This is a genomic window from Streptomyces sp. S3(2020) (assembly GCF_013044505.1).
Classification (GTDB): Bacteria; Actinomycetota; Actinomycetes; order Streptomycetales; family Streptomycetaceae; genus Streptomyces.
Genome location: NZ_JABERD010000013.1, coordinates 14,651 through 37,834, shown reverse-complemented (window position 1 = coordinate 37,834; position 23,184 = coordinate 14,651). Strand labels below are relative to the sequence as shown.

Sequence of the window (23,184 nt, the reverse complement as noted above, 5' to 3'; positions counted from 1 at the left end):
CGCGGCCCGCCCCGATTCAGCGGGAGTTACTCGGTGGGAAGAGGCACGCCGGTGGCCTTGGCCACGTCCGCGAGCATCTGCTCGGCGGCCTGGACACCGATGCCGGACATCCACGTCTCGTCCGGGACCTCGAAGACCTTGCCGTCCTTCACGGCGGGCAGGGACTTCCACACCGGGTTCGAGGTGACCTGCTTCTTCTGCGTCTTGTCGTCCACGTCCGCGGAGGTGACGAAGATCAGGTCGGCGTCGGCCTGGTCGATCTGCTCCGGGCTGACGTCCTTCATCGTGACCTCGGGGTCGTTCGAGACCTGCGAGGACGGCCGCTTGAAGCCGATGTCGTTCAGGACGACACCGCTGTAGGAGTTGGACTGGTACAGCCGCGTCGGACCGGCGATGAAGCGGACCACGGACGCGGTCGGCATCGTGCCGCCGTCCTTCTTCTTGATGGCCTCGCCCAGCGCCTTGGCCCGCGTCTCGTACGCCGTGAGCTTGGCCGCGGCCTCCTTCTCCAGGCCGAGCGCCTCGGCGTGGACCTTCAGGTTCTCCTTCCACACACCGCCGGTGGTCTCGGTGAAGACGGTCGGGGCGATGGCGTTGAGCTTGTCGTAGACCTTCTCGTGCCGGACCTTGGAGGACAGGATCAGATCGGGCTTGAGCGAGGCGATCTTCTCCAGGTCGGGCTCAAGGAGCGGGCCGACGTCGGCGGTGTTCTTCAACTCGCCCTTGAGGTACGTCGGGAAGCCGCCCTCCGTCTTGAAGTGCGGGGCGACCGCGCCGACCGGGTCGATGCCGAGCAGCGTCACGTCGTCCAGCTCACCGGTGTCGAGCACGACGACCCGCTTGGGCTGGGACGGGATCTCGACGTCGCCCATGGCGGTCTTGAGGGTGCGGGGGAAGGCGCCGCCCGTGTCGGAGGCGGGCTTCGCGGCGGCGGAGTCGTCGGACTCCGAGCCGCCGCACGCGACCAGAACGGCGGTACCGAGTGTCACGGACAGCAGAGAGGCCAGAATCCGGCGGATTCCGGGCATGGCAAAGCGGTGGGACATGGGGGGTTGGTTCTTTCCTGGTAGGTACTGATCAAGCGGTGGCGGCGGAGTGCCGTACCGCGCTGCCTTTCGGGACGACCAGCGGGGTGCCGGTCTCCGGGTCGGGGATGACCCGGCAGTCCACGTCGAACACGGACCTCACCAGCTCCGCGTCGAGGACGTCCGCCGGGGCTCCGGCGGCGGCGAGCCGGCCGTCCTTGAGGACCACCATGTGGTCCGCGTAACGGGCGGCCTGTCCGAGGTCGTGCAGCACCATCACCACGGTGCGGCCCGCCTCGGCGTGCAGGGCGGCCACCAGGTCGAGTACGTCGAGCTGGTGGCGCAGATCGAGGAAGGTCGTGGGCTCGTCGAGCAGGAGCAGCTCGGTGTCCTGGGCCAACGCCAGGGCGATCCAGGCGCGTTGGCGCTGGCCGCCGGAGAGCCGGTCCACCGGCTGGTCGCGCAGGGCCGCGGTCCCGGTGCGCTCCAGGGCCGCGTCCACCGCCCTCTGGTCGGCGGCCGACCAGGGGCTCAGCAGCCGCTGATGCGGATAGCGGCCCAGCCGGACGAGCGCCTCGACGGTGATCGCCTCGGGGGTGACCGGCTGCTGCGGCAGCAGACCCATGCGCAGGGCCAGGGCCTTCGCCGGCATGCGGTGGATGTCGGAGCCGTCGAGGGTGACGGTGCCGGCGGCGGGGGCCAGGAGCCGGCTCAGTGCGCGCAGCAGCGTGGACTTGCCGCAGGCGTTGGGCCCGACGATCGCGGTCACCGCGCCGCCCGGCAGGGTGAGGTCGAGGCCGCCGACGACGAGCCGGTCGCCGTAGCGGAGGTCGAGGGACTCGGTGGCGAGTTGGTTGGGCGTGTTCACATGGGTCTCCGGTCCGGCGGTCATGCGTGGCTCCTCTGCACGGGCGAGCTCTGCCGGAACATCAGCACCAGCAGCCAGGGCGCCCCGAGCGTCGCGGTGACCGCGCCCACCGGCAGCCCCTCGATCGGCAGCAGGTGCTGCACCACCAGGTCGGAGGCGAGCAGCAGCACCGCCCCGGTGAGGCCCGCCAGCGCGAGCGAGGCGGCGGTGGGCGGCCCGGTGACGAACCGCACGATGTGCGGCACCGCGAGCGCCACGAAAGTCACCGGACCGGCGAGCGCGGCGGCGAGCGAGGCCAGCACGACCGCGAGGACGAGCAGTTGGAGGCGTGCCCTGGAGGTGTCGAGCCCGAGGGCGCCCGCGGAGTCGTCGCCGAGGTCGAGCACGGCCAGCCGGCGATGCAGGACGAAGGCGGCGGCGAGCGCGCCCGCCATGGCGCCGCCCGCTCCCCACACCTCCGTCCACGTCCGCCCGTACACCGAACCCGTGGTCCACTGGAGCGCCGATCCGGCCAGCTCGGCCGGGAAGCGCACGATCATCAGGTTCACGGCGGCGGCGAGCCCCGCCTGCACGGCCAGCCCGGTGAGCACCAGGCGGGTGACGGCGAGCCCGGAACCCCAGGCGAACACGCCCAGGAGCAGGGCCGCGAGGAGGCCGCCGCCCAGTGCCCCGAGCGGGATCAGCGTCTGGGAGGCCCCGGCCGCGATCAGCGCGACCGCGCCGAGCGAGGCACCGCCGGTCACCCCCATGACGTCCGGGGAGGCCAGGGGGTTGCGGAACAGCCGTTGCAGCACACAGCCCGCCACACCGAGCCCGGCGCCACCGGCGATCGCGGCGAGGGACCGGGGCGCGCGGAACTGCTGCACCACGAGGACGTCTCCCGCGTCGCCGAGCCCGACCAGGGCGCGCAGCGCGGTGGTGGCGGGGATCCGCATCTCACCGGTCGTCAGGGAGACGGTGAGCAGCACGAACAGCGCCACGAGGCCGGAGCCGGCGAAGACGAGGACGCGCCCACGGGTCCTGGACCGGTTCACCGGGTCGCCACCTTCCGGGCCAGCAGCGCCAGCAGGGGCGCGCCCAGGAACGCGGTCACGATGCCGACCTCCAGCTCCGAGGGGCGGATCACCATGCGGCCGAGCACATCGGCCGCGAGCAGCAGCAGCGGACCGGCGATCAGACAGCCGGGCACCAGCAGCCGGTGGTCGCCGCCGAGCAGCGGACGTACGAGATGGGGTGCGGCGAGCCCGATGAAGGCGATCGGCCCGGCCACCGCGACCGCCGAACCGGCGAGCAGGACGACCGCGACACCGCCGGCCAGTCGGATCCGGGCCACCGGGACACCGAGGGCCTGCGCCGAATCGTCGCCCAGGGCAAGGGCGTTGAGGGCGGGGGAGACGGCCAGCGCGATGACGACGCCGAGCAGCAGGGTCGGCAGGACCGGCCACAGTGTGTCGAGGGGGCGTCCGGACAGGGAGCCGGCGAGCCAGAAGCGGGCCTCGTCGAGGGTGCGCTGGTTGAGCAGCATCACCGCGGACGTCCAGGACAGCAGCACGAGTTGGAGCACGGTGCCGCCGAGGGCGAGCCGTACGGGATCGATGTCGCCGGCGCGGCGGGCCAGCGCCTGGGCGAGGACGGCGGCGGCCGCGGCTCCGGCGAACGCGAACCACACGTACTCGACGGGGTCGTCGAGCTTCAGTGCGTAGATCGCGACGACGACCGCGAAGCCCGCGCCCGCGTTGATGCCGAGGGTCGTGGGGGAGGCGAGCGGGTTGCGGGTGATGCCCTGGGCGACGGCTCCGGCGGCGCCGAGCGCGGCGCCGACTGCGAGGCCGATGACGGTGCGCGGGAGTCGCAGCCCGGTCACGACGAGGGCGTCGCGTCCGTGGGTGTGGCCGAACAGGGCGTCGGCCACGGTGGACAGGGGGATCGAGCGGGCGCCGAGGGCGAGGCTCAGGGCGATGCAGAGGGTCAGGGCCGCGAGGCCGGTCAGGAAGAGCGGTATGCGCCTGAAGGCACGAAAGGGCACACCTGTGGGGGGTGCGTCCCGATGGATCGCAGTCACGAGGCGTGAGCTTAGGTGAGGCTTGCTTTAGTTTTCAACTGACTGTGTGATTCCTTTGAGATGCGTTGACATGCGGGTCCCTTGATCGAGGTAAGGTAAGGCTTGCCTATTAAACCTCTTCTGGATCTCCCCTGCACCTGGAGCACGTCGATGTCCCTGGCCCTCAAGACCACGCCGGACGGTGCCGTATCGCGAGCCCTCGGTGACGTCTACCGACGACTGGCCGGCATCTGCGCAGCGCTGGACGCGAGAGTCGCGGAAGAGGGCCGAACAGGTGTGACGGCCGACCTGTTGGCGTCCGATCGAGCCGTGCTGGACGCGTTCGTCGAAGCCGAGTCGGCCCGCATCCGCGACCGCTACGGAGTCGCCGTACGCCCGGACGTCGCTGCCTCCCGCGCCCTGCACGACTACGCCTGGTCCGTCGGCGTCCTCATGGGCGGCACCTGGTACCTCGAACGGAGGGTGCCCCGCATCCGGCCCGAGGACCTCCGTCTCGACCTCGCCTCGGGAACGTACGAGATCACACCCGGCACCGAACTCGCCTGCCTCCCCGGCGACCCCGTGGCCGCACTCCCCGGCGTGCTGACGCTCCCTCAGGAGGACCAGCTGCGCGCCCAGTTGCGCATGTCCCTCGCCGAGCACATGCGCCCCCTGCTGGCCGCGATCGGGCCGGTCGCGCGCCGCCGCTCGCGCGCCCTGTGGGGCATGGTCTCCGACGACCTGGTGTCGGCCCTCTGGTACCTCGGCCGGATGCTGGGCCAGGAGGGCGCCGCGATCAGGGCCGCCACCGAGGTGCTGCCGATCCCCGTGCCCCCGTACCCCAGCGGCGCCGACTTCCGCTACCTGGTCGGCGACGACGGCACCCGCCACGCCACCCGTACCCGCACCGGCTGCTGCATGTTCTACGCGATCCGCCCGGCCGAGGCCTGCTCCACCTGCCCGCGCACGGGAGACGCGGAGCGGCTGCGCAGGCTGGAGACGCCGTAGCGACCCGGAGGACCGACAGGAGTCCGGCGGCTCCCGGCGCCGCGTTGGCATCCGCCAGGCGGCTGGCGCCTTCAGGCCGCGTCCGTCTCCTTGCGGAGCGCTCGCCAGTTCCGTGTCACGGACAGGAGCAGCGGACGGTCGGCTCCGCGGGGCAGACAGGCGTCGAGCATGCCGGTCAGGACCTCGCCCGGTCCGAGTTCGAGGTAGGTGGTCGTGCCCTCGGCGTGCAGACGGGCGACCGCGTCCGCGAAGCGGACGGGCCGGCGCAGCGCGCGTACCCAGTAACCGGGTTCGGTGGCCGCCCTGGTGACCGGTGCGGCCGTGGTGTCGGACAGGAGGGGGATACGGGGAACGTGGAGTTCCATCGTGAGCAGGGTCCGGTGGTAGTCGGCGAGGAGGGGCTCGAAGCGCGGGGAGTGGGGAGCCGCGTCCACGCGCAGCACATGGGTGCGGCGCCCCCGGGCCGTCCACCGCGCGCACACCGCCGTCACTGCCTCGCGGTCCCCGGCCACGACGACGGACCGGGGTCCGTTGACCGCCGCGACCACCGCGCCCGGCCCCAGGTGCAGTTCCTGTGGCGCAGCCTCCACCGCGGCCATGCATCCGCCCTCCGGCAGGGTCCGCACCAGTCGCGACAGCGTGCCGACCGCACGACAGGCGTCCGCCAGCGAGAACACCCCCGCCGCGTGGGCCGCCGCCATGTGCCCGGCCGAGTAGCCGAACAGCACGTCGGGGCGCAGTCCCTGGCTCTCCAGCAGCCGGTACTGGGCGACCTGGAGCGCGAAGATCGCCGGGAACCCGTACGCGACCTGGTCGAGCAGCGCCGCGGTGCGTGTCCCGGGCGGGGCGAACATCACGTCCCGCAGCGGCAGGTCCAGGTAGGGGGTGAGCAGCCCGCACACCTCGTCGAGGGCATCGGCGAACACCGGTGACGTGGCGTGGAGTTCACGCCCCATCCGCGGCTGCTGCGAGCCGGCCGCCGAGAACAGGAACGCGGTCCGGCCCCGCGGCACCCGCACCGGAGCGTCGGCGGCCGGTGCGCTCGCCAGCCGCGCGAGCACCTCCTCGGCCGACCGGCACACCACGATCCGCTCCAGATCACCGGCATGCAGGAAGCCCTCGTCCCTGGCATGCTCCAGGAAGGACAGCAGCGGACGGAAGAAACCGGACGGATCGAGCAGGAGGCACGGTTTGCGGTGCAGGCCCAACTGCGCCCAGGCCAACGCCTCAAGGAGCTCCTCCGCCGTGCCCAGACCGCCCGGCAGCGCCACGAACGCGTCGCCCGACTCGGCCATCCGCGCCTTGCGCTCATGGAGGTCCGCGACCACTTCGAGGTCGGTCAGTCCCGTATGGGTGATCTCGTACGGCAGCATCGCGCGGGGCACGACCCCGGTCACTGAGCCTCCCGCGCCCAGCGCCCCGTCCGCGACGGCGCCCATCAGCCCGGTGCGGGCGCCGCCGTAGACCAGCCGTATCCCGGCCGCTCCCAGGGCGCGGCCCAGATCGGCGGCGGCGTGCAGCGGGGCGGGACGGTGCCCGGTGGACGCACCGCAGAAGACGGTCACGGCGCTCACGCCCACAGCCCGTACCCCCTGGTCAGGATGTGCTGGGGGTCGTACTGCTCCTTGACGCGGGCGAAGTCCGCCCAGTCGGGGCCGAAATGGGCCCGCCAGTCCTCTCCCGTCATCGGCAGCGCGCTGACGGGATGGAGGACTCCGCCCACGGCCCTGGCCCGCTCGTACAGGGCGCGATTGGCGGCGACCATGCGCTGTACGGTGCCCGGATCGGTGGGCGGTGCGGTGCGCATCAGGGAGAGCAGGCACAGGAGTTCGCCGGGCGGCCTGCGCAGCAGCGGTGCGCCGAGCACGCGCCCGGAGAGCGGACGCAGCTGCACCACTCCGCAGAACCTGAGGCCCTGTTGGTCGGCCTCGGCCAGCACCGCCGGGACGAAGGCCGCGGCCGCCGCCTCCGGGAGCAGCAGCGTGAGCCAGGGATGCGGACGGTCCCATTCACCCGTGGCACGCAGCAGCCGCTCGTCGCGGTCCGGGCGGTGAAGGTACTCCACGTACGACAGGTCCTCGATCTCCTCGCTGTCCCGGTCGTGGTCCAGATCACCGATCAACAGGTCGTCACGGAGGGACAGTTCGTCACCGGGCGACAGCTCGTCACCGGTCAACCGGTCGTCCACGCGGGGGAGTTCACCGCCGTACGGCGCCACCGCCTCGATCATGTAGCTCCAGGTGCCACCGAGCGCCGGGCGGGCCCGGCCCGCGACATGGCTGAACCGGCCGTCGCGGGCCAGTCTGCGCTGGTCCGTGAAGAAGCCGGCGGGATCCTCGTGGTAGAGGCGGTAGCGGCGGACGCGTACAGGTGCGGGCACCAGCCGGAGCGCGGCGCGGACGATCAGGGCGCACTGGCCGAGTCCCGCCAGGACCGCGCCGAACAGGTCCGGATGCCGCTCGGGCGAACAGACCAGCCGCTCGCCGGTGCCGGTGACCACCTCCAGTTCCCGCACCCAGTCGGCGACAAGGCCGCGGCGGTGGCTCGATCCGCCGAACCCGCCGGTGCTCAGCACCCCGCCGACACTCGCGCCCAGATGGTCGGGGAGCACCGGCGGCACCAGCCCCTCGGCGAGCCCGACCCGTACGACCTCGCCCCAGGTCGCGCCCGCCCCGGCGACCAGCGTCCGGTCGCCCGGCACACAGCGCACCTCGTCGAGTCCGCCCATGTCGACGACGTATCCGCCGTCCGCCTGGCCCTGCCCGTACGGGGCGTGTCCACAGCCGCGGGCGGCGACCGGCACCCCTTGCGTCCCGGCGAAGGCGACGAGTTCCCCGACCGCGGCACAGGAACGCGCCGCCAGAACACCGAGCGGGCGGGATTCCACGATGTGGCCGAAATCGTGCGAGGCGAGTGCCATGTCCTCGTCCTCCCGGATCGCATTCACGCCACACGCTCCAGAAAGTCGCCGTCGGATCCGTCAGATCCGTCGAGTCCATCGAATCCGTCGAATTCCGGGCCCGCTATTGGACTGTCGAAAATTTCGGAGAACACGCGATGCTGGAGAAAACCGTGTTCGGCGTGCCGTTCGGCGATCAGTGCGGCCATCCGGTCCAGTACGTGTTCCGAAAGAGGTTGCCGGTCGACGGACTCCACCTCCAGCGCGTACTTGGCGCAGCATTCGAGGACGGCCTCGAAGCCGTTGACGGAGGCCGCGAGCAGCCGCTGCCGCGGCTCGCGCCACAGCGCCGCCAGTTCCTGGAGCAGGCTGTCGCCCGGAGCCTGCGGGGCGAGCATCTCGCGGGCCCGGCGGGCCAGCGCGGCGACGTACTCGTCCCGCCCGGGCGGGGACAGAAGGCGGACCGACAGCCGCCAGGACAGGTCGGCCCGGCGGGCGGCCAGCTCCCGCAGCAGCGAGATCGAGCCACCCTCGACGATCACCGACCGGTGCAGGGCGCCAAGACGCTCCACCAGCGCGACCAGGGCGTCCGCCGCCTCCGCCGCGGACAGGTCACCGTCGGCGAAGGTGCGGTCCCCGAGCCAGTACCGGCGCACCCCCGGCACATCGGCACCCGCGCGGGCGCTCGTGGTGGCGAGGTCCGTGAAGCACTGGAGACGATCGGCGACCACGATCGGGACACCGGTCGCCCGGGCCAGCCGCGTGGCCGCCGCGCTCTTGCCGACCCCGGTCGGCCCGGCGATGAGATGGACCAACGGGCCTGACGTCGGACGCGTGTCGCTCTGGGCCATGGCGGGGTGTCCCCTTCCGCTTCATCTACAGGAGAGATGAGTGTCAAGGTAAACGCGGCGGCCATCGTCAAGAACCAGGCGGACATCTGGACCCGGCAAAGAGACGTCCACATTCCTGTGAGCCTGTTAAAGGTTGAATTACCCGGGGTGAGTGGCTCAAGTGCGGGGAATCCAGAGCGATATGAGCGAGCGTCGAGACTGTTTCCTAACGAATTCTTGACGTGCCGGAAGAATATCCTCACCAGGAGGTCGTCCCGTGCACTCCGACATGCTGATCGCCGCCGCCGAGTCCCTTCCGGAGTCCACGGCGGGCGGCACCGTCCTCGTCGGCTACGGAGCGGTGGAGGAGCTGAGCAGATTCGCCGCCACCCCGGGCTGGACCGTGCATGTCCCCGGCCATCCCGCCGAAGTGCGCCGAGCCGTCCTGGCCGCGGTGGCGGGCGGCGGACGGGCGTACATCCATGTCGGCGCCGACTCCAACGCCGAGCCGCGCGGGGCGACGGAAGGGTGCGAACTCGTCCGGGAAGGCCTCGACGGCGTGGTCCTCGCGGTCGGCTCCACCCTCGACCCGGTGCTGCGCGCCACCGCGGGCCTCGACCTGGCCGTCCTCTACACGACCACCGTCCGGCCCTTCGACGAGATCGGCCTGCGCACGGCCGCCCTCGCCGCCGACCGGGCGGATGTCGTCCTGGTCGAACCGGGTCTTCCGGGGACCTCGGCCCGGCAGGTCGCCGAGACACTGGTCCATGTGCCGCACCGGCTGCTGGCCCTGGGCGGCACGGACATCCGGGACGAGGAGACGCTGGGCCGGGCGATCCGGGGCTTCCTCCGGTGACGGGAGGTAACGGAAGGTAACGGAAGGTGATGGATGAGGTGGCGGAAGGCGACGGATCCGCTCCCGTGCCGCTACTGATCAGTTGCACGTAGGGTCGAGGGGACGGACACCGGCGGAAGGAAAGGTTCACCACCATGGCGCAGGAAGTTCGCGGCGTGATCGCACCGGGCAAGGACGAGCCGGTCCGGGTGGAGACGATCCTGGTGCCCGACCCCGGCCCGGGCGAAGCGGTCGTACAGGTGCAGGCCTGCGGGGTGTGCCATACCGACCTGCACTACAAGCAGGGCGGCATCAACGACGACTTCCCGTTCCTGCTCGGTCATGAGGCGGCGGGTGTCGTGGAGGCGGTCGGCGAGGGCGTGACCGATGTCGCCCCGGGTGACTTCGTGATCCTCAACTGGCGGGCCGTGTGCGGTAATTGTCGGGCCTGTCTGCGGGGTCGTCCCTGGTACTGCTTCAACACCCACAACGCGAAGCAGAAGATGACGCTCGCCTCGACCGGGCAGGAGCTCTCGCCCGCGCTGGGGATCGGGGCGTTCGCGGAGAAGACACTCGTCGCGGCCGGGCAGTGCACCAAGGTGGACGCGTCGGTGGCGCCGCAGGTCGCCGGGCTGCTGGGCTGCGGGGTCATGGCCGGGATCGGCGCCGCGATCAACACCGGCAATGTGGGCCGGGGCGACACCGTCGCGGTGATCGGCTGCGGCGGGGTCGGGGACGCGGCGATCGCCGGTTCCCGGCTGGCGGGCGCGTCGCGGATCATCGCCGTCGACATCGACGACCGCAAGCTGGACACGGCCCGCTCGATGGGCGCCACGCACACGGTGAACTCCCGCGAGAGCGACCCGGTGGAGGCGATCCGTGAGCTGACCGGTGGCTTCGGCGCCGACGTCGTCATCGAGGCGGTCGGCCGCCCGGAGACGTACCAGCAGGCCTTCTACGCCCGCGACCTCGCCGGCACGGTCGTCCTGGTCGGTGTGCCCACCCCGGAGATGAAGCTCGAACTCCCCCTCCTGGACGTCTTCGGCCGCGGCGGTTCGCTGAAGTCCTCCTGGTACGGCGACTGCCTGCCGAGCAGGGACTTCCCGATGCTGATCGACCTCCACCTCCAAGGCCGCCTGGACCTCGGGGCGTTCGTCACCGAGACCATCCGGCTCGACGAGGTCGAGAAGGCCTTCGAGCGGATGCACGGCGGCGACGTCCTGCGCTCGGTGGTGGTGTTCTGATGGCCGCCCGCATCGAACGCCTCGTGACGTCCGGGCAGTTCAGCCTCGACGGCGGCACCTGGGACGTCGACAACAACGTGTGGATCGTCGGCGACGACCACGAGGTGATCGTCATCGACGCCGCGCACGACGCCGAGGCCATCGCCGCCGCCGTCGGGGAGCGCCGGGTGACCGCGATCGTGTGCACCCACGCCCACAACGACCACATCGACGCCGCGCCCGCCCTGGCCGACCTCACGGGTGCCACCATCTGGCTGCACCCCGACGACCTGCCGCTGTGGAAGCAGACCCACCCCGACCGCGAACCCGACGCCCACCTCCAGGACGGCCAGGTGATCGAGGCGGCCGGCGTCGACCTGAGGGTGCTGCACACCCCGGGCCACGCCCCCGGCGCGGTCTGCCTCCACGACCCCGGCCTGGCCGTGGTCTTCACCGGCGACACCCTCTTCCAGGGCGGCCCCGGCGCCACCGGCCGCTCCTTCTCGCACTTCCCCACGATCGTGGACTCGATCCGCGACCGGCTGCTCACCCTGCCGCCGGAGACGAAGGTCCTCACCGGCCACGGTGACGCCACGACCATCGGTGCCGAGGCCCCGCACCTGGAGGAGTGGATCGCGCGAGGCCACTGACGGACGCCGACTCGTAGAAAAGTCCGACCCGTCGAAAAGGGGTGACCCGTCGAAAAAGGTGACAGAAGATGTCCGGCTTACCGGGGACCGTGGAGTGGACGACGTACGACGGACACGACGGACACACGGGAGCCGGACATGTCACAACCGCTCAAGGGCAAGGTCGCACTGGTCGCCGGAGCGACCCGAGGAGCCGGGCGAGGGATCGCCGTGGAACTCGGGGCGGCCGGCGCCATCGTCTACGTGACGGGGCGCAGCACCCGGGAACAGCGCTCGGAGTACGACCGCCCCGAGACCATCGAGGACACCGCCGACCTGGTGAGCGAGGCGGGCGGTGAGGGCATCGCCGTCCCCACCGACCACCTCGACCCGGCGCAGGTCCGCACGCTCGTCGACCGGATCGCGGACGCCGAGGGCCGCCTCGACATCCTCGTGAACAACATCTGGGGCGGCGAGAAACTCTTCGCGTGGGACAGCCCCGTCTGGGAGCACGACCTCGACGACGGGCTCAGGCTGCTGCGGCTCGCGGTGGAGACCCACGCGATCACCAGCCACCACGCCCTGCCCCTGCTGCTGCGCAACCCCGGGGGACTGGTGGTCGAGGTGACGGACGGCACCGCCGAGTACAACGGCACGACCTACCGCACCTCCTTCTTCTACGACCTCGCCAAGACGTCGGTCCTGCGGATGGGCTTCTCCCTGGGCCACGAACTGGGCCCGCGCGGCGCCACCGCCGTCGCGCTGACCCCGGGCTGGCTCCGGTCGGAGATGATGCTGGAGCACTTCGGGGTGGGCGAGGACAACTGGCGCGACGCCCTCGACCGCGTCCCCCACTTCGCCATCTCGGAGACCCCGCGTTACGTGGGCCGTGCCGTCGCCGCCCTCGCCGCCGACCCCGATGTGGCCCGCCTCAACGGCACGTCCCTCTCCAGCGGCGGCCTGGCCCGGACCTACGGCTTCACCGACCTCGACGGCAGCCGCCCGGACGCCTGGCGCTATCTCGTGGAGGTCCAGGACGCGGGCAAGCCGGCGGACACGACCGGCTACCGCTGAGCTCAGGGCTGATCCACCGACGGCAGCTGCCACCGCACCGCGAGGCCCGGTGGCAGCGCCAGATCATCGCGTACGGCGGAGTAGTAGCCGTCACGTCCGACGCGATGGCGCGTCTTCGCCGGCGTGCTCGCGTAGTCGGCGTACACCGAGTGCCGTCGCTTCTCACGACGGGCCGTCTGCTCACGGCGAAAGGCGCGGGCGTGAGTCACGGTGGTGCTGGAGGCGGAGCGGTTCCTTACGAGACGGGACACGTGATCCGGCGGCCTGGCAGGCACTCATGTACCGTCACGCCGGTCTGCCGGGCGGCGTCCCACCTGGGCAACGATCCTCATCCGCATCCCCTCTCCCGCGGGCGCCGTCGCTGCGGACGACCGCCATGTACGAACCGAGCGCGCTGATCACGACGCCTATGAGCGCGGGCAGTTGCTGCATGAACGCGGACATGGGCGCACGGTATCTGCCCAGTTGATCGGCAGGGCACTACGGTGCGATCCCATGACGGACACAACACGCTTCGAGGGATACGGGGTTCTCGTCACCGGCGCGGCCCGCGGCATCGGCGCCGCGACCGCGCGACGGTTCGCCGTGGAGGGGGCGCGGGTGCTGGTGACCGACATCGACGTGCCGGCGGCGGAGAAGACCGCGGCGAGCCTCCGCGAACAGGGCCTGACGGCACATGCGTTCGGGTGCGACGTGGGGGACCGGCACGCCGTCGAGGCGGCCGTCGGGCATGCCGTCGACGCCTTCGGCTCGCTGGACGTCCTGGTCAACAACGCCTGCCACTGCACCCCGGACGCCCCGCTCTTCGAGGACGAACCGGACGACGAGTGGGCCCGCGACCTCGACATCACCCTCACCGGCGCCTACCGCTGCTGCCGCGCCGCCCTCCCGCACCTGGCGGCCTCCGGCCGTGGCGCGATCGTCAACGTCGGCTCCGTCAACGGCCTGAACGACTTCGGCAACCACGCCTACAGCGCCGCCAAGGCCGGCCTCGGCTCCCTGACCCGTACCCTCGCAGGCCACGCCGCCGCCCGTGGCGTCCGCGTCAACCTCGTGGCCCCCGGCACCGTCCGCACCGCCGCCTGGGAGGGGCGCGAGGACGACCTCGTGAAAGCGAGCGAGCTGTATCCCCTGGGACGCGTGGGCGAGCCCGAGGACATCGCCGCGGCCATCCTCTTCCTGGCCTCCCGTGAGGCGTCCTGGATCACCGGGGTCACCCTGCCCGTCGACGGCGGGATCACCGCCGTGGACTCGGGGTTCCGTCGATTTCGCAGGAATGCTTAACGGTTGATGTAGATCTTTTCACTTGTCCTGCACGGACGGTGTCGGGCAGCTTTTGTGTGTGTCAGACACCGACTCCCCATGGCGTACGGCCGACTTCCGCGTCCTCTTCGCCGCGAGCACCCTCAGCCAGCTCGGCACGAACGTCAGCTACGTCGCCGTCCCGCTGATCGCCGTCACCGCGCTGGACGCCGGTCCCGGACAGGTCGGCGCGCTGGCCACCCTGAGCACACTGGCGTTCCTGCTCATCGGGCTGCCCGCCGGCGCCTGGGTGGACCGGATGCGGCACCGCCGGGTGCTGATCGCCGCGGACCTGGCCCGAGCGGTCCTGTACGCCTCCGTGCCGCTCGCCTGGTGGACGGACACGCTCACCCTCGGCCAGCTGTACGCAGTGGTCCTGCTGAACGGTGCCGCGACCGTCTTCTTCGACGTCACCTCCCAGAGCACCCTGCCCCGCCTGGTCGGCCGCGAGGCCCTCGTGCCGGCGAACGCCGCCATGGTCGGGCTCCAGGCGGTGAGCAACGTCGCCGGGCGAGGCGCGGGCGGCGCGCTGGTCCAGTTCCTCACCGCCCCCGTGGCCGTCGTGTGCACCGCGGGGGCCTATCTGGCCTCCGCCCTCCAGCTCACCGCCATCCGCCACCAGGAGGAACCGAAGGGCCGGAACCAGAAGGCGAGCCTGAAGGCCCAGATCGCCGAAGGCCTGCGGCACGTCTTCGGCAACCCGGAACTGCGCGCCCTCGCCCTCACCGCCGCCCTCACCAACCTGGGCATGCAGATCATCAACACCATGCTGCCCGTCCTCTTCGTCCGCGAACTCTCGCTACCCGCCGGCGCGTTGGGACTCTTCTGGGCGGCGGGCGGCCTCGGCCTCCTGCTCGGCGCCCGCTGTGCCCGCCCCCTCGCCGGACGTCTGGGCTACGGCCGGTCCCTCGGAATGGCCGGTGTCGTCCTGGCGCCCGCCGCGCTGCTGGTGCCGCTCGTCGACCGAGGTGTGTGGCTGTGGGTCGCCGGTGCGGGCTGGACGCTGGCCCTGTTCAAGACCGGCACGGACAACGTCCTCGGTGTCAGCCTGCGCCAGCGGATGACCTCGGACGACCTCCTCGGCCGCATGAACGCCACGTTCCGCTTCGTCCTGACCGGAGCGCTCGCGCTCGGCGCCGCGGTCTCGGGCCTGCTCGGCGAACTGGCCGGAGTGCGCGCCACGCTGTGGGTCGGCGGGGCGCTGCTGGCGGCGGCCTTCCTGCCGGTCTTCCTCTCCCCGGTGCGCGCCCGACGTGAACTCCCGCAGCCCGCCCCGGTCACAGCGCCCGCGCCACAGCCCCGCTGATCCGGTCCACGTCGTCCGCGGACGTACGCCAGTTGCTGAACGCCGCCCGCAACCCGGGAGTCCCGTCGTACACGGTCGATGTCAGGAACGCCTCGCCGCCGGCCGCCACGGCCCGCGCCAGCGCGTCGACCCGCTCCTGCGTCGGGTCGTCGGCCAGGGTGAAGCAGACGACGTTCAGCCGGACCGGGGCGAGCAGCCGCAGCCCGTCGGTCGCGGCGATCCGCTCGCCGAGTTCCCGGGCCAGTGCCACGTTCCGCTCGACGATCTCGCGATGCCCGTCACGGCCGTACGCCATCAGCGAGAACCACGCCGGAAGGGCCCGCAGCCGCCGTGAGTTCTCGGGCGTGAGATGCACGAAGTCGGGCTCGCCGACCGGCAGTCCGAGATACGGCGAGGCGTTGTGGAAGACCGCCACCTGAAGATCACGGCGGCGGGTGAACTGGACGGCGGCGTCGTAGGGCACGTTGAGCCACTTGTGCAGGTCGACACAGACCGAGTCGGCGGCGTCCAGACCGTCGACGAGACCGGCGTACGACGGGGAGAGCGCGGCGAAGCCGCCGAACGCGGCGTCCACGTGCAGCCAGAAGTCGTGCCGCTCCCTGAGCGCGGCGACGGCCCGCAGATCGTCGAAGTCGACGGTGTTCACGGTGCCGGCGTTGGCCACCACGATCGCGGGGCCCTCCAGTGCGGACAGCGCGGTGTCCAGCGCGGCGACGTCGACGGCCTCCCGGTTGCCGGGCAGCACCGGCACGGGCCGCAGCCGGTCGCGGCCGATGCCGAGCACGGACAGGGCCTTGCCGATACTGGAGTGCGGGCTCCCGGAAAGCACATGGACCGGGCCGAGGGCGGCCGTTCCGTCGCGTGACACGGACACACCGAGCCGCTCGCCCAGCCACTCGCGGGCGAGGGCGAGGCCGACCGTGTTGGACGCCGTGGCCCCGGTGACGAACGCCCCGCTGTGTGCCTCGCCCAGCCCGAACAGCTCGCGCAGCCAGCCCACCGTCTCCCGTTCCAGAGCCGTCGCCCAGGACCCCACCGCCCCCGAGCCGTTCTGGTCGTAGGCGCTGGTCAGCCAGTCCCCGGCGACGGAGGCGGGCGTGGCGCCGCCCGTGACGAAGCCGAGGTAGCGCGGTCCCGCCGAGCCCGAGAAGCCGGGCGCCCAGCGTTCGCCGAACCGTGCGAGAGCGCCCTCGGCCCCGACGCCCCCGGCCGGCAGGGCCTCGTGGTCGGGTGCCTCGTCGAGGTGGACGACGGGCCGCTCGGACAGACCGGCCAGCTCACGGGCGGCGAGGTCGCGGGCCGACTGGAGGAGTGCGGGGAGCCGGGAGAGGTCGTCGGCGAGAGTACGGTGCATGAGAGGCAGCGTAGGAGCCGGTCGCCGTCCCCGCTCTGGTCCACTTGGGTCAAACTGGACCGGTGACGACTGGATTCGCCGCCGCACTCGGCGCCTGGCGCGACCGACGCGGCCCACTGGCACGGACGCTGGCAGCGGCCGTGCGCGAGGCGGTCGTCGACGGCCGGCTGCCCGCCGGGACCGCACTGCCCTCCGAGCGGGAACTCGCCCGCGTCCTCGGTATCAGCCGCGGCACGGTCGTCGCCGCCCTGACCCTGCTGCGGGACGAGGGCTGGCTGCACACCCGGCACGGCAGCGGCAGCCAGGTCCGGCTCCCCGCCCGGCTCACCGAACGCACCACGCCCTGGTCCCTGGACCGCGGCGGAGCGGGCGACGCGGACCTCGACCTCACCCTCGCCCTCACCGCCGCACCCCACGAGGCCTACCTCGCCGCCCTCGCCCGGGCCACCGGACGCAGCGCGGCCCTCCTCGTCGACTCCGGCATCGCCACCGCAGGGCTGCCACGCCTGCGTGAACTGCTCGCCGACCGCTACACCCGCGAGGGCCTCGCCACCCGCCCCGAACAGATCCTCGTCACCTCCGGCGCCCAGGCCGCCCTCACCCTGCTCCTCGACCACCTCCACACCGACCGCAGACGCCCCGTCGTGGTGGAGAGCCCGTCCTACCCGGGCGCCCTGGCGGTCCTGCGCGCCCGCAAGGCCCGTCTCCTCCCCGTCCCCGTGACGTCCGACGCCGGATGGGACACCGCCCACCTCGCCAGTGCCGTCCGCACCCGCGACCCCCGGCTCGCCTATCTGATCCCCGACTTCCAGAACCCCACCGGCGCCCACATGGACGCCGCGACCCGCGCGGAGATCGCCCGCCTCCCGCTCACGGTCATCGCCGACGAGACGATGCGCGACCTCGACCTGAGGACGCGGCCCGGCACCGAACCCCACCTGTCGGGACCCCGGGTGATCCAGATCGGCTCGGCGAGCAAGACCGTGTGGAGCGGGCTGCGGGTCGGCTGGATCCGCGCCACCGCCGATCTCGTACGACGACTGCGCCAGAGCCCCCTCCAGGCACAGCTGTCGCCACCACCCCTGGAACAGCTCATCGCCGTCGAACTGCTCGGCGACGCGCTGGACGGGATCCTCGCGGACCGCCGGGCCAGACTCCGCGCCCAGCGCGACCACCTCGCCGCACTCCTCGACGGGACGGGATGGACGTACACGATCCCGGACGGTGGGCTGTCGCTGTGGCCGCACCTCGGCCCGGCCTCGTCGGCGACGGACCTCGCGGCCCGGGCCGCCCGGCTGGGCCTGGCGGTGACACCCGGCCCGCACTTCGCCGCCGACCGCACCACACTCACCCACCGTCTGCGCCTGCCGTTCACGGCGACGCCGGATGTCCTCGGCCGCGCGGTACACCTGCTGCGCCGCTGTTCCGAGCGGGAAGTTCACCGTTTCGTCACAGCCTGACCCGGCATACAACCGAGGCCCCCGTGTACCGGTCTAGCAGGCAGATCACCGGACAGGACACGTGCAACGGAAGGGCCCGCCATGGGGGACATACGCAGACGAGGGGCCGTCGCCCTCGGAATCACCGGACTGATAGCGCCGCTCACCCTCGCGCTGGGCACCGCGCCCGCACAGGCGGCCACCGCCTGCACCACACAGACCGGGCCGTACCAGAAGCAGGTCGAGAAGTTCCTCGGCCGCCCCGTCGACGGCAAGCAGTCCGCCGCCGACTGCAAGGCCATCCAGGCCTTCCAGAACAAGCACGGCATCACGCCGAACGCCGGCTACGCGGGCCCCGTCACCTGGGGCGTGATGGACCTGATGAACAAGCAGAAGGCCGTCGGGAACAAGCCCAACAAGGACGGCAAGTGCCCGACGAACAAGGGCCGCATCGCCTGCGTCAACCTGACGCTCCAGCTGAGCTGGATCCAGGACGGGAACACCCTCGTCTACGGTCCGGTGCCCGTGCGCACCGGCCGCAACGGCTACGAGACCCGCACCGGTCTGAAGAAGATCTACTGGCGCGACATCGACCACGTCTCGAACATCTACGACGTGCCCATGCCCTACAGCCAGTTCTTCGACGGCGGCCAGGCCTTCCACTCGGTCAACCTCAGCATGTGGAACCCGCCGGGCTCCCACGGCTGCGTCAACATGACCAAGACGACCGCCAAGAAGTACTGGTCGCTGCTGAAGAAGGGCGACGACGTGTACGTGTACGGCCGCAAGCCGGGCACCTGACCGTCGGTACTCGGCTCGCCGTCAGCCCGTCACCGAGGGGCGTCCCCGAAGTCCGGGATCTCCAGTCGGGCCCCGCCCTGCCGCGCGGAGTCGTGCGCGACGATGCCCGGCAGGGTGTAGCGGGCCGCCACCCACGCGTTCACCGACGGCAGCGTGCGGGTGTTGACCGCGGTGACGAAGTCGTCCACGAGGAAGTGGTGGCTGCCCTCGTGCCCGTTGTGGAGGTTGTCGAACTCCCGGGGCAGCCGGGAGCGGTCGTGGACGGGGGCCGAGCCGGAGGTGAAGGCGGCCCGCAGGTCCGGCGCGATGTGCTGGAGTGACGGGTCGTCAGGGGACAGGGTGGGCTTGGGTTCCAGCAGTTCGCTGATGTCCTTCACACCGTTCTTGTCCTGCCACAGCGCGAAGGTGGCGAGCTGCTCCATGCTTCCCTCCGTGCCGAAGAACCGGAAACGGGACTCACGGATGTGGGAGGGATAGCCCACCCGCCGGAACTCGTTGGTGCGGAACGAACCGCCGCCCGCCACCTCGAACAGCGCGCTGGCGTTGGAGATGTCGTTGCCGAACTGGCTGACCTCCTTGTCGAAGACGCCGTCGCCGCGGTCGTCGACCACCCCGATCGCCGACACGCTCACCGCATGCGTCTGCCAGGCGCCCAGCACCCCGCCCACCGAGTGCGTCGGGTACAGCAGCGGCGGATAGCTGGCGGTCGCCTTCCAGTTGTCGCCGCCGCTGTACTGGTACGCCTCGTAGAACCCGAGGTCCATGTCGTGGACGTAGTCGCCCTCGGCGTAGAAGATCCGGCCGAAGGAGCCCTCGGCGATCTGGTTGCGGGCGTGCACGGTCGCCGGGTTGTACTGGCTGGTCTCGCCCATCATGTACGTCAGTCCGGTCGCCCGGACCGCGTCGATGATCGCCGCGATCTCCTCCGTGGTGATCGCCATGGGGACCGCGGAGTACACGTGCTTGCCCGCGTTGAGGCCCTGCACCACCAGCGGCCCGTGCGTCCAGCGCTGGGTGAAGATCGCGACCGCGTCGACCGCCTTCGACTCCAGCATCGCCTCGTACGAGGGGAAGGTGCCCGACAGGCCTTCGGCGGCGCAGAGTCGTTCGGCCCTCTCCGGGAGGAGATCGGTGACGTGGACGTCGCTGACTCCGGGATGGGCCAGGAACAGTTTCGCGAACTGGCCCGAGAACTGCCCGGCGCCGACGATGCCGAGGGAGAACGTCATGGAGTAAGTGCCTTTCACTGGCCGAGGATGAAGTTGATCTGGTCGTTGGTCTCGCTCAGGCCGCTCACGGGGGCCCCGTTGGCGAAGACGTCCTGCATGGCCGGGCGCATCAGGGCGTACACGTCCGCCGCGTAGTCGGTGATCGGGAAGGAGAAGGTCGCGGAGTCCTTCTTGTCGGTGACCGGTTCGGTGAAGGCGGACACGTCGATGCCCTTCTTCTCGTACGCGGCCACGGCAGCGTCGGTGCCCGACGGGGTGGCCGGGAAGACGATGCCGTAACCGCCGACGGTCTTCTGGCACTCGTCCGAGGCCAGGTACTTCACCCACTTCTTCGCGCCGTCCTTGTTGTGGGCGTTCTTGGTGACCGAGTCGGCGAGGCCGTTCATCATCGTGGCCCGCTTGCCGCTCGGGCCGGTCGGCGTGGGGGCGGTGCCGACCTGGAGGCCCTTGGTGCCGTAGTACGTCGAGATCATCCAGGCCCCGTCGAAGGAGGCCGCCGCCCTGCCCGAGGCGACCTGGGCGTTGGCCGGGTTGGCGCCGTCGGTGTAGTCGGTGAAGGGGGCGAGATAGCCCTTCTTCGCCAGGCCGAAGTACCAGTCGATCACCGACTGGAAGGTCTTGCTGTCGTACTGGTACTTGGTGCCCCAGCGCGCCTTGTCCGTGTAGTGCCAGCCCGCCGACTCGACGAACGGGCTCCAGGTGGTCTGCCCGTCGCCGTCGCCCGCGCCGCCCGTGGCGAGGCCGTAGACCTCGACGTTGTTCTTGTCGAAGCCGGGCTCGTCACCGTGCTTGCCGTTCTTGTCGACGGTCAGACGGGCGATCGCCTTCTCGAAGGTGCCGCCGTCCCTCGGGTTCCAGGCGAGCGTGTTGAGCTCCTCGGACGTGAGCCCGGCCTCCTTGACCAGCTTTTGGTTGTAGAAGAGGGCGACGGTGTCCCAGTCCTTGGGGGCGCCGTAGCGATGGCCGTCCTGACCCGTCCAGTTGGCGCCCAGGCCCGCCTGGTAGGCGGAGTCGTCGATGCCGAGGTCGTCGAGTGGTTCGAGCACCTTGAGGTCGGCGAACTGGCCGAACTTCTGGATGTGGTCGGTGAACACGTCCGGCTCGGTGCCGGCGATGAAGCTCGCGGTGAGCTTGGTCCAGTAGTCGGCCCAGCCCATCTGTGTGATCTTGACGTCGAGGCCCGGGTTCTCCTTCTCGAAGCCCTTCGCACAGGCCTGGTAGGCGGGCAGCTGGTTGGCGTCCCACAGCCAGTACGTCACGCTGTTCGCGCCCGACCCGGCCGCGCCGCCCTGCGCGCACCCGGACACCAGGGACAACGTCAGCGCTCCGGTGAGCGCCATGACGGTTCGCATTCGCATTCCGGTCCCCTTACTTGACGCCGGTGAAGCTGATGGTGCTGACGATGCGGCGCGCGAAGGCACCGAAGAGGACCAGCATCGGGAGGGCCGCGATGAGCGTGGCGGCCATCAGGCCGGACCAGTCGTAGCCGGTCTGCGGGGTCTGCGCCCGGAAGATGGCGAGCGCCACGGTGAGCACGCGTGAGCTGTCGGTGTAGGACACCATCAGCGGCCAGAAGTAGTCGTTCCAGGAGGTGATGTACGTCAGCACCCCGAGGGTGAGGATCGGGGTGGATGCCATCGGCAGCATCACCCGGAAGAAGATCCGGATCTTGCCGGCGCCGTCGAGCAGCGCGGCCTCCTCGACCTCCCGGGGCACGTTCATGAAGAACTGCCGCAGGAAGAACACCGCGAACGGCGTCATGAACATCGTCGGCAGTGCGATGCCCAACAGGTTGTCGACCAGGCCGAGTTGCTTGATGAGGACGAAGTTCGGCAGCAGGGTGAAGATGGCCGGGACCATCAGGCCGGCCAGGAACAGCCCGAACACCTTGTCCCGTCCGCGCCACCGCAGCCGGGCGAAGGCGTAGGCGGCCATGGCGGAGAAGAAGATCTGGCAGACGGTGATCAGGGTCGAGACGACGACCGAGTTGACCAGATAGCGCCAGAACTTCAGTCCGCCGCCGGATCCGCCCTGGGCGATCGCCTCCTCGGTGGACTGAAGGCCCAGCGCCCGCTCGAAGCCGCCGGTGGTGAAGTCCACCGGCAGCGGGTCGCCGGGGTGGGCCGCGAGGGCGGTGTTCGCGGACAGTGCGGTGCGCAGGATCCAGTAGAACGGCAGCAGGGTCACGAGGATCATCGCGGCCATCGCCACCCAGGCCAGGACCCGCCCGGGGGACGGGCGGCGCCGGACAGGACGTACCCGGGGCGCCGCGGGTGACGCAGGTGTCGTCGGAGCGGTCACAGCAGTCATGTGGGTGTCTCCCCTCTCCTCAGCCGAGGTCCGTCTGGCCGGCCCGGGTGAGCCGGTACTGAAGGAAGGTGATCGCGCTCAGGACGACCAGCAGGGCCACCGACATTGCGGAGGCGTAGCCGAACTGGAAGCGGCCGAACGCGGCGCCGTAGATGTAGAACTGGAGCACGTTGGTCGCGTTCGCCGGACCGCCGTTGGTCGTCACGGCGACCGTGTCGAACACCTGGAACGAACCGATCACCGTCATGATCAGCACGACCGCCAGGACGGGCCGCAGCAGCGGCATGGTGATCCGCCAGAACATCCGCCACTCGCTCGCGCCGTCCACCTTGGCGGCCTCGTACATGTCGTTCGGAATGGCCTGGAGCCCCGCGAACAGCAGCAGCGCGGTGTACCCGACGTGCCGCCACACGTTGATCAGGGCGATCGTGGGGATCGCCCAGGTCTCGTCGGCCAGGAACGGGATGCGGTCGAAGCCGAGCCCCGCGATGATCTCGTTGCCGATGCCGAGCTGGGTGTCCAGGATCCAGAGCCAGACGATGCCCGCGACCACGTTCGACATCAGATACGGCGTGAGCACGATCCCGCGCAGTACCGCCGACTGCGTCAGCCGCTGGAGCAGGACGGCTATGGCGAGCGCCGAGACCGTCTGGATGCCGATGTTGATGGCCACGTACTCGACGGTCACCGTCAACGAGTCCCAGAAGATGGGGTCGTGGACCATCCGCGTGTAGTTGTCGAGGCCCACCCACTCCGCCGGGGTCAGCAGGTTGAAGCGGGTGAAGCTCAGGTAGACGCCCCGCAGCGTCGGCCAGAGCAGGAAGACCAGGAAGCCCAGCAGGGCCGGTGCGATGAACACCGCGGCGAGCCGCCCGTCGCCCCCGCCCTCGCGGGCCCGCGCCTTCCGTGTCCTGGGTGTGGTCGCTGCCCCCTCGGCGCCGCCCAAAGGCAGACGCGACGGGGGGCTGCTGGAGGCGATGGTCATCGGGAGACTCCCTCGTCTACGGCGGC

General features: G+C 71.1%; 22 protein-coding genes. 9 read left to right on the top strand and 13 right to left on the bottom strand.

Features of this window, described 5'->3' with window-relative positions; translation table 11 throughout:
* Window positions 1-26: 26 nt before the first annotated feature.
* The 4 genes from HLK59_RS06985 to HLK59_RS06970 are packed head-to-tail and all read right to left on the bottom strand — an operon-like array spanning window position 27 to window position 3,919.
* The gene (locus HLK59_RS06985; protein WP_171140369.1) at window positions 27-1,046 is read right to left on the bottom strand and encodes an iron-siderophore ABC transporter substrate-binding protein; all 1,020 of its coding nucleotides are present in this window, start codon (window positions 1,044-1,046) and stop codon (window positions 27-29) included.
* Window positions 1,047-1,077: 31 nt separating this feature from the next.
* A complete protein-coding gene (locus HLK59_RS06980; protein ID WP_240982257.1) occupies window positions 1,078-1,917 on the bottom strand; it encodes an ABC transporter ATP-binding protein in 840 nt (279 codons plus the stop codon).
* Window positions 1,914-2,927, bottom strand: coding sequence for an iron ABC transporter permease (locus tag HLK59_RS06975; RefSeq protein ID WP_171140368.1), 1,014 nt, complete (start codon window positions 2,925-2,927; stop codon window positions 1,914-1,916). The genes HLK59_RS06980 and HLK59_RS06975 overlap by 4 nt, the downstream gene beginning before the upstream one ends.
* A complete protein-coding gene (locus tag HLK59_RS06970) occupies window positions 2,924-3,919 on the bottom strand; it encodes an iron chelate uptake ABC transporter family permease subunit (protein ID WP_171140418.1) in 996 nt (331 codons plus the stop codon). The genes HLK59_RS06975 and HLK59_RS06970 overlap by 4 nt, the downstream gene beginning before the upstream one ends.
* 186 nt (window positions 3,920-4,105) lie before the next feature.
* Between HLK59_RS06970 and HLK59_RS06965 the strand changes: the two genes are divergently transcribed.
* Window positions 4,106-4,942, top strand: coding sequence for a (2Fe-2S)-binding protein (locus HLK59_RS06965; RefSeq protein ID WP_171140367.1), 837 nt, complete (start codon window positions 4,106-4,108; stop codon window positions 4,940-4,942).
* A gap of 71 nt (window positions 4,943-5,013) precedes the next feature.
* On the opposite strand, the gene HLK59_RS06960 is transcribed toward HLK59_RS06965, so the two are convergent.
* Genes HLK59_RS06960 through HLK59_RS06950 form a run of 3 tightly spaced genes read right to left on the bottom strand, consistent with a single transcriptional unit; the run spans window position 5,014 to window position 8,692 of the window.
* On the bottom strand, window positions 5,014-6,516 hold the full coding sequence (locus HLK59_RS06960; RefSeq protein WP_346779665.1) for a TIGR00730 family Rossman fold protein: 1,503 nt from the start codon (window positions 6,514-6,516) through the stop codon (window positions 5,014-5,016).
* Window positions 6,513-7,889, bottom strand: a complete 1,377-nt coding sequence (locus HLK59_RS50820; protein WP_346779664.1) for an FAD-binding protein — start codon at window positions 7,887-7,889, stop codon at window positions 6,513-6,515. Before HLK59_RS50820 ends, HLK59_RS06960 begins: the two co-directional genes overlap by 4 nt.
* On the bottom strand, window positions 7,886-8,692 hold the full coding sequence (locus HLK59_RS06950) for an isopentenyl transferase family protein (protein WP_171140365.1): 807 nt from the start codon (window positions 8,690-8,692) through the stop codon (window positions 7,886-7,888). The genes HLK59_RS50820 and HLK59_RS06950 overlap by 4 nt, the downstream gene beginning before the upstream one ends.
* A 256-nt stretch (window positions 8,693-8,948) precedes the next feature.
* On the opposite strand from HLK59_RS06950, the gene HLK59_RS06945 reads away from it, so the two are divergent.
* The 4 genes from HLK59_RS06945 (at window position 8,949) to HLK59_RS06930 (ending at window position 12,432) form a co-directional block, all read left to right on the top strand.
* Window positions 8,949-9,527, top strand: a complete 579-nt coding sequence (locus HLK59_RS06945) for a transketolase (RefSeq protein ID WP_171140364.1) — start codon at window positions 8,949-8,951, stop codon at window positions 9,525-9,527.
* A 134-nt stretch (window positions 9,528-9,661) separates the two neighbouring features.
* A complete protein-coding gene (locus HLK59_RS06940) occupies window positions 9,662-10,750 on the top strand; it encodes an S-(hydroxymethyl)mycothiol dehydrogenase (RefSeq protein ID WP_171140363.1) in 1,089 nt (362 codons plus the stop codon).
* Window positions 10,750-11,379: an MBL fold metallo-hydrolase gene (locus tag HLK59_RS06935; protein ID WP_171140362.1), complete on the top strand. Its 630-nt coding sequence runs from the start codon at window positions 10,750-10,752 to the stop codon at window positions 11,377-11,379. Before HLK59_RS06940 ends, HLK59_RS06935 begins: the two co-directional genes overlap by 1 nt.
* Window positions 11,380-11,517: 138 nt before the next feature.
* Window positions 11,518-12,432: an SDR family oxidoreductase gene (locus HLK59_RS06930; protein WP_171140361.1), complete on the top strand. Its 915-nt coding sequence runs from the start codon at window positions 11,518-11,520 to the stop codon at window positions 12,430-12,432.
* A gap of 2 nt (window positions 12,433-12,434) precedes the next feature.
* Here HLK59_RS06930 and HLK59_RS06925 read toward each other — a convergent pair whose 3' ends face one another.
* The gene (locus HLK59_RS06925; protein WP_171140342.1) at window positions 12,435-12,641 is read right to left on the bottom strand and encodes a hypothetical protein; all 207 of its coding nucleotides are present in this window, start codon (window positions 12,639-12,641) and stop codon (window positions 12,435-12,437) included.
* 286 nt (window positions 12,642-12,927) lie between these two features.
* On the opposite strand from HLK59_RS06925, the gene HLK59_RS06920 reads away from it, so the two are divergent.
* Both HLK59_RS06920 and HLK59_RS06915 read left to right on the top strand, forming a co-directional pair.
* Window positions 12,928-13,716: an SDR family NAD(P)-dependent oxidoreductase gene (locus HLK59_RS06920; protein WP_171140360.1), complete on the top strand. Its 789-nt coding sequence runs from the start codon at window positions 12,928-12,930 to the stop codon at window positions 13,714-13,716.
* A gap of 58 nt (window positions 13,717-13,774) precedes the next feature.
* On the top strand, window positions 13,775-15,040 hold the full coding sequence (locus HLK59_RS06915; RefSeq protein WP_171140359.1) for an MFS transporter: 1,266 nt from the start codon (window positions 13,775-13,777) through the stop codon (window positions 15,038-15,040).
* Here the strand turns inward: HLK59_RS06915 and HLK59_RS06910 are convergent.
* Complete coding sequence (locus HLK59_RS06910) at window positions 15,012-16,394, bottom strand: pyridoxal-dependent decarboxylase (RefSeq protein WP_171140358.1); 1,383 nt, start codon at window positions 16,392-16,394, stop codon at window positions 15,012-15,014. The two genes, HLK59_RS06915 and HLK59_RS06910, sit on opposite strands and share 29 nt — an antisense overlap.
* 62 nt (window positions 16,395-16,456) lie before the next feature.
* On the opposite strand from HLK59_RS06910, the gene HLK59_RS06905 reads away from it, so the two are divergent.
* Window positions 16,457-17,854, top strand: a complete 1,398-nt coding sequence (locus tag HLK59_RS06905) for a PLP-dependent aminotransferase family protein (RefSeq protein WP_346779663.1) — start codon at window positions 16,457-16,459, stop codon at window positions 17,852-17,854.
* An 81-nt stretch (window positions 17,855-17,935) separates the two neighbouring features.
* Complete coding sequence (locus HLK59_RS06900) at window positions 17,936-18,634, top strand: L,D-transpeptidase (protein WP_171140357.1); 699 nt, start codon at window positions 17,936-17,938, stop codon at window positions 18,632-18,634.
* 29 nt (window positions 18,635-18,663) lie between these two features.
* On the opposite strand, the gene HLK59_RS06895 is transcribed toward HLK59_RS06900, so the two are convergent.
* The 4 genes from HLK59_RS06895 to HLK59_RS06880 are packed head-to-tail and all read right to left on the bottom strand — an operon-like array spanning window position 18,664 to window position 23,158.
* Window positions 18,664-19,863: a Gfo/Idh/MocA family oxidoreductase gene (locus HLK59_RS06895; protein ID WP_171140356.1), complete on the bottom strand. Its 1,200-nt coding sequence runs from the start codon at window positions 19,861-19,863 to the stop codon at window positions 18,664-18,666.
* Between the two features lie 14 nt (window positions 19,864-19,877).
* Complete coding sequence (locus tag HLK59_RS06890) at window positions 19,878-21,221, bottom strand: sugar ABC transporter substrate-binding protein (RefSeq protein ID WP_171140355.1); 1,344 nt, start codon at window positions 21,219-21,221, stop codon at window positions 19,878-19,880.
* Window positions 21,222-21,231: 10 nt separating this feature from the next.
* The gene (locus HLK59_RS06885) at window positions 21,232-22,173 is read right to left on the bottom strand and encodes a carbohydrate ABC transporter permease (RefSeq protein WP_171140354.1); all 942 of its coding nucleotides are present in this window, start codon (window positions 22,171-22,173) and stop codon (window positions 21,232-21,234) included.
* Between the two features lie 19 nt (window positions 22,174-22,192).
* Complete coding sequence (locus HLK59_RS06880) at window positions 22,193-23,158, bottom strand: sugar ABC transporter permease (RefSeq protein ID WP_171140353.1); 966 nt, start codon at window positions 23,156-23,158, stop codon at window positions 22,193-22,195.
* Window positions 23,159-23,184 lie beyond the last annotated feature (26 nt).

What these genes read in the sequence shown, in the direction of transcription:
- HLK59_RS06985 (WP_171140369.1), bottom strand. Translation starts at nt 1,046, where the DNA reads ATGTCCCACCGCTTTGCCATGCCCGGAATCCGCCGGATTCTGGCCTCT.
- HLK59_RS06980 (WP_240982257.1), bottom strand. Translation starts at nt 1,917, where the DNA reads ATGACCGCCGGACCGGAGACCCATGTGAACACGCCCAACCAACTCGCC.
- HLK59_RS06965 (WP_171140367.1), top strand. Translation starts at nt 4,106, where the DNA reads ATGTCCCTGGCCCTCAAGACCACGCCGGACGGTGCCGTATCGCGAGCC.
- HLK59_RS06950 (WP_171140365.1), bottom strand. Translation starts at nt 8,692, where the DNA reads ATGGCCCAGAGCGACACGCGTCCGACGTCAGGCCCGTTGGTCCATCTC.
- HLK59_RS06940 (WP_171140363.1), top strand. Translation starts at nt 9,662, where the DNA reads ATGGCGCAGGAAGTTCGCGGCGTGATCGCACCGGGCAAGGACGAGCCG.
- HLK59_RS06935 (WP_171140362.1), top strand. Translation starts at nt 10,750, where the DNA reads ATGGCCGCCCGCATCGAACGCCTCGTGACGTCCGGGCAGTTCAGCCTC.
- HLK59_RS06930 (WP_171140361.1), top strand. Translation starts at nt 11,518, where the DNA reads ATGTCACAACCGCTCAAGGGCAAGGTCGCACTGGTCGCCGGAGCGACC.
- HLK59_RS06920 (WP_171140360.1), top strand. Translation starts at nt 12,928, where the DNA reads ATGACGGACACAACACGCTTCGAGGGATACGGGGTTCTCGTCACCGGC.
- HLK59_RS06910 (WP_171140358.1), bottom strand. Translation starts at nt 16,394, where the DNA reads ATGCACCGTACTCTCGCCGACGACCTCTCCCGGCTCCCCGCACTCCTC.
- HLK59_RS06900 (WP_171140357.1), top strand. Translation starts at nt 17,936, where the DNA reads ATGGGGGACATACGCAGACGAGGGGCCGTCGCCCTCGGAATCACCGGA.
- HLK59_RS06895 (WP_171140356.1), bottom strand. Translation starts at nt 19,863, where the DNA reads ATGACGTTCTCCCTCGGCATCGTCGGCGCCGGGCAGTTCTCGGGCCAG.
- HLK59_RS06890 (WP_171140355.1), bottom strand. Translation starts at nt 21,221, where the DNA reads ATGCGAATGCGAACCGTCATGGCGCTCACCGGAGCGCTGACGTTGTCC.
- HLK59_RS06885 (WP_171140354.1), bottom strand. Translation starts at nt 22,173, where the DNA reads ATGACTGCTGTGACCGCTCCGACGACACCTGCGTCACCCGCGGCGCCC.
- HLK59_RS06880 (WP_171140353.1), bottom strand. Translation starts at nt 23,158, where the DNA reads ATGACCATCGCCTCCAGCAGCCCCCCGTCGCGTCTGCCTTTGGGCGGC.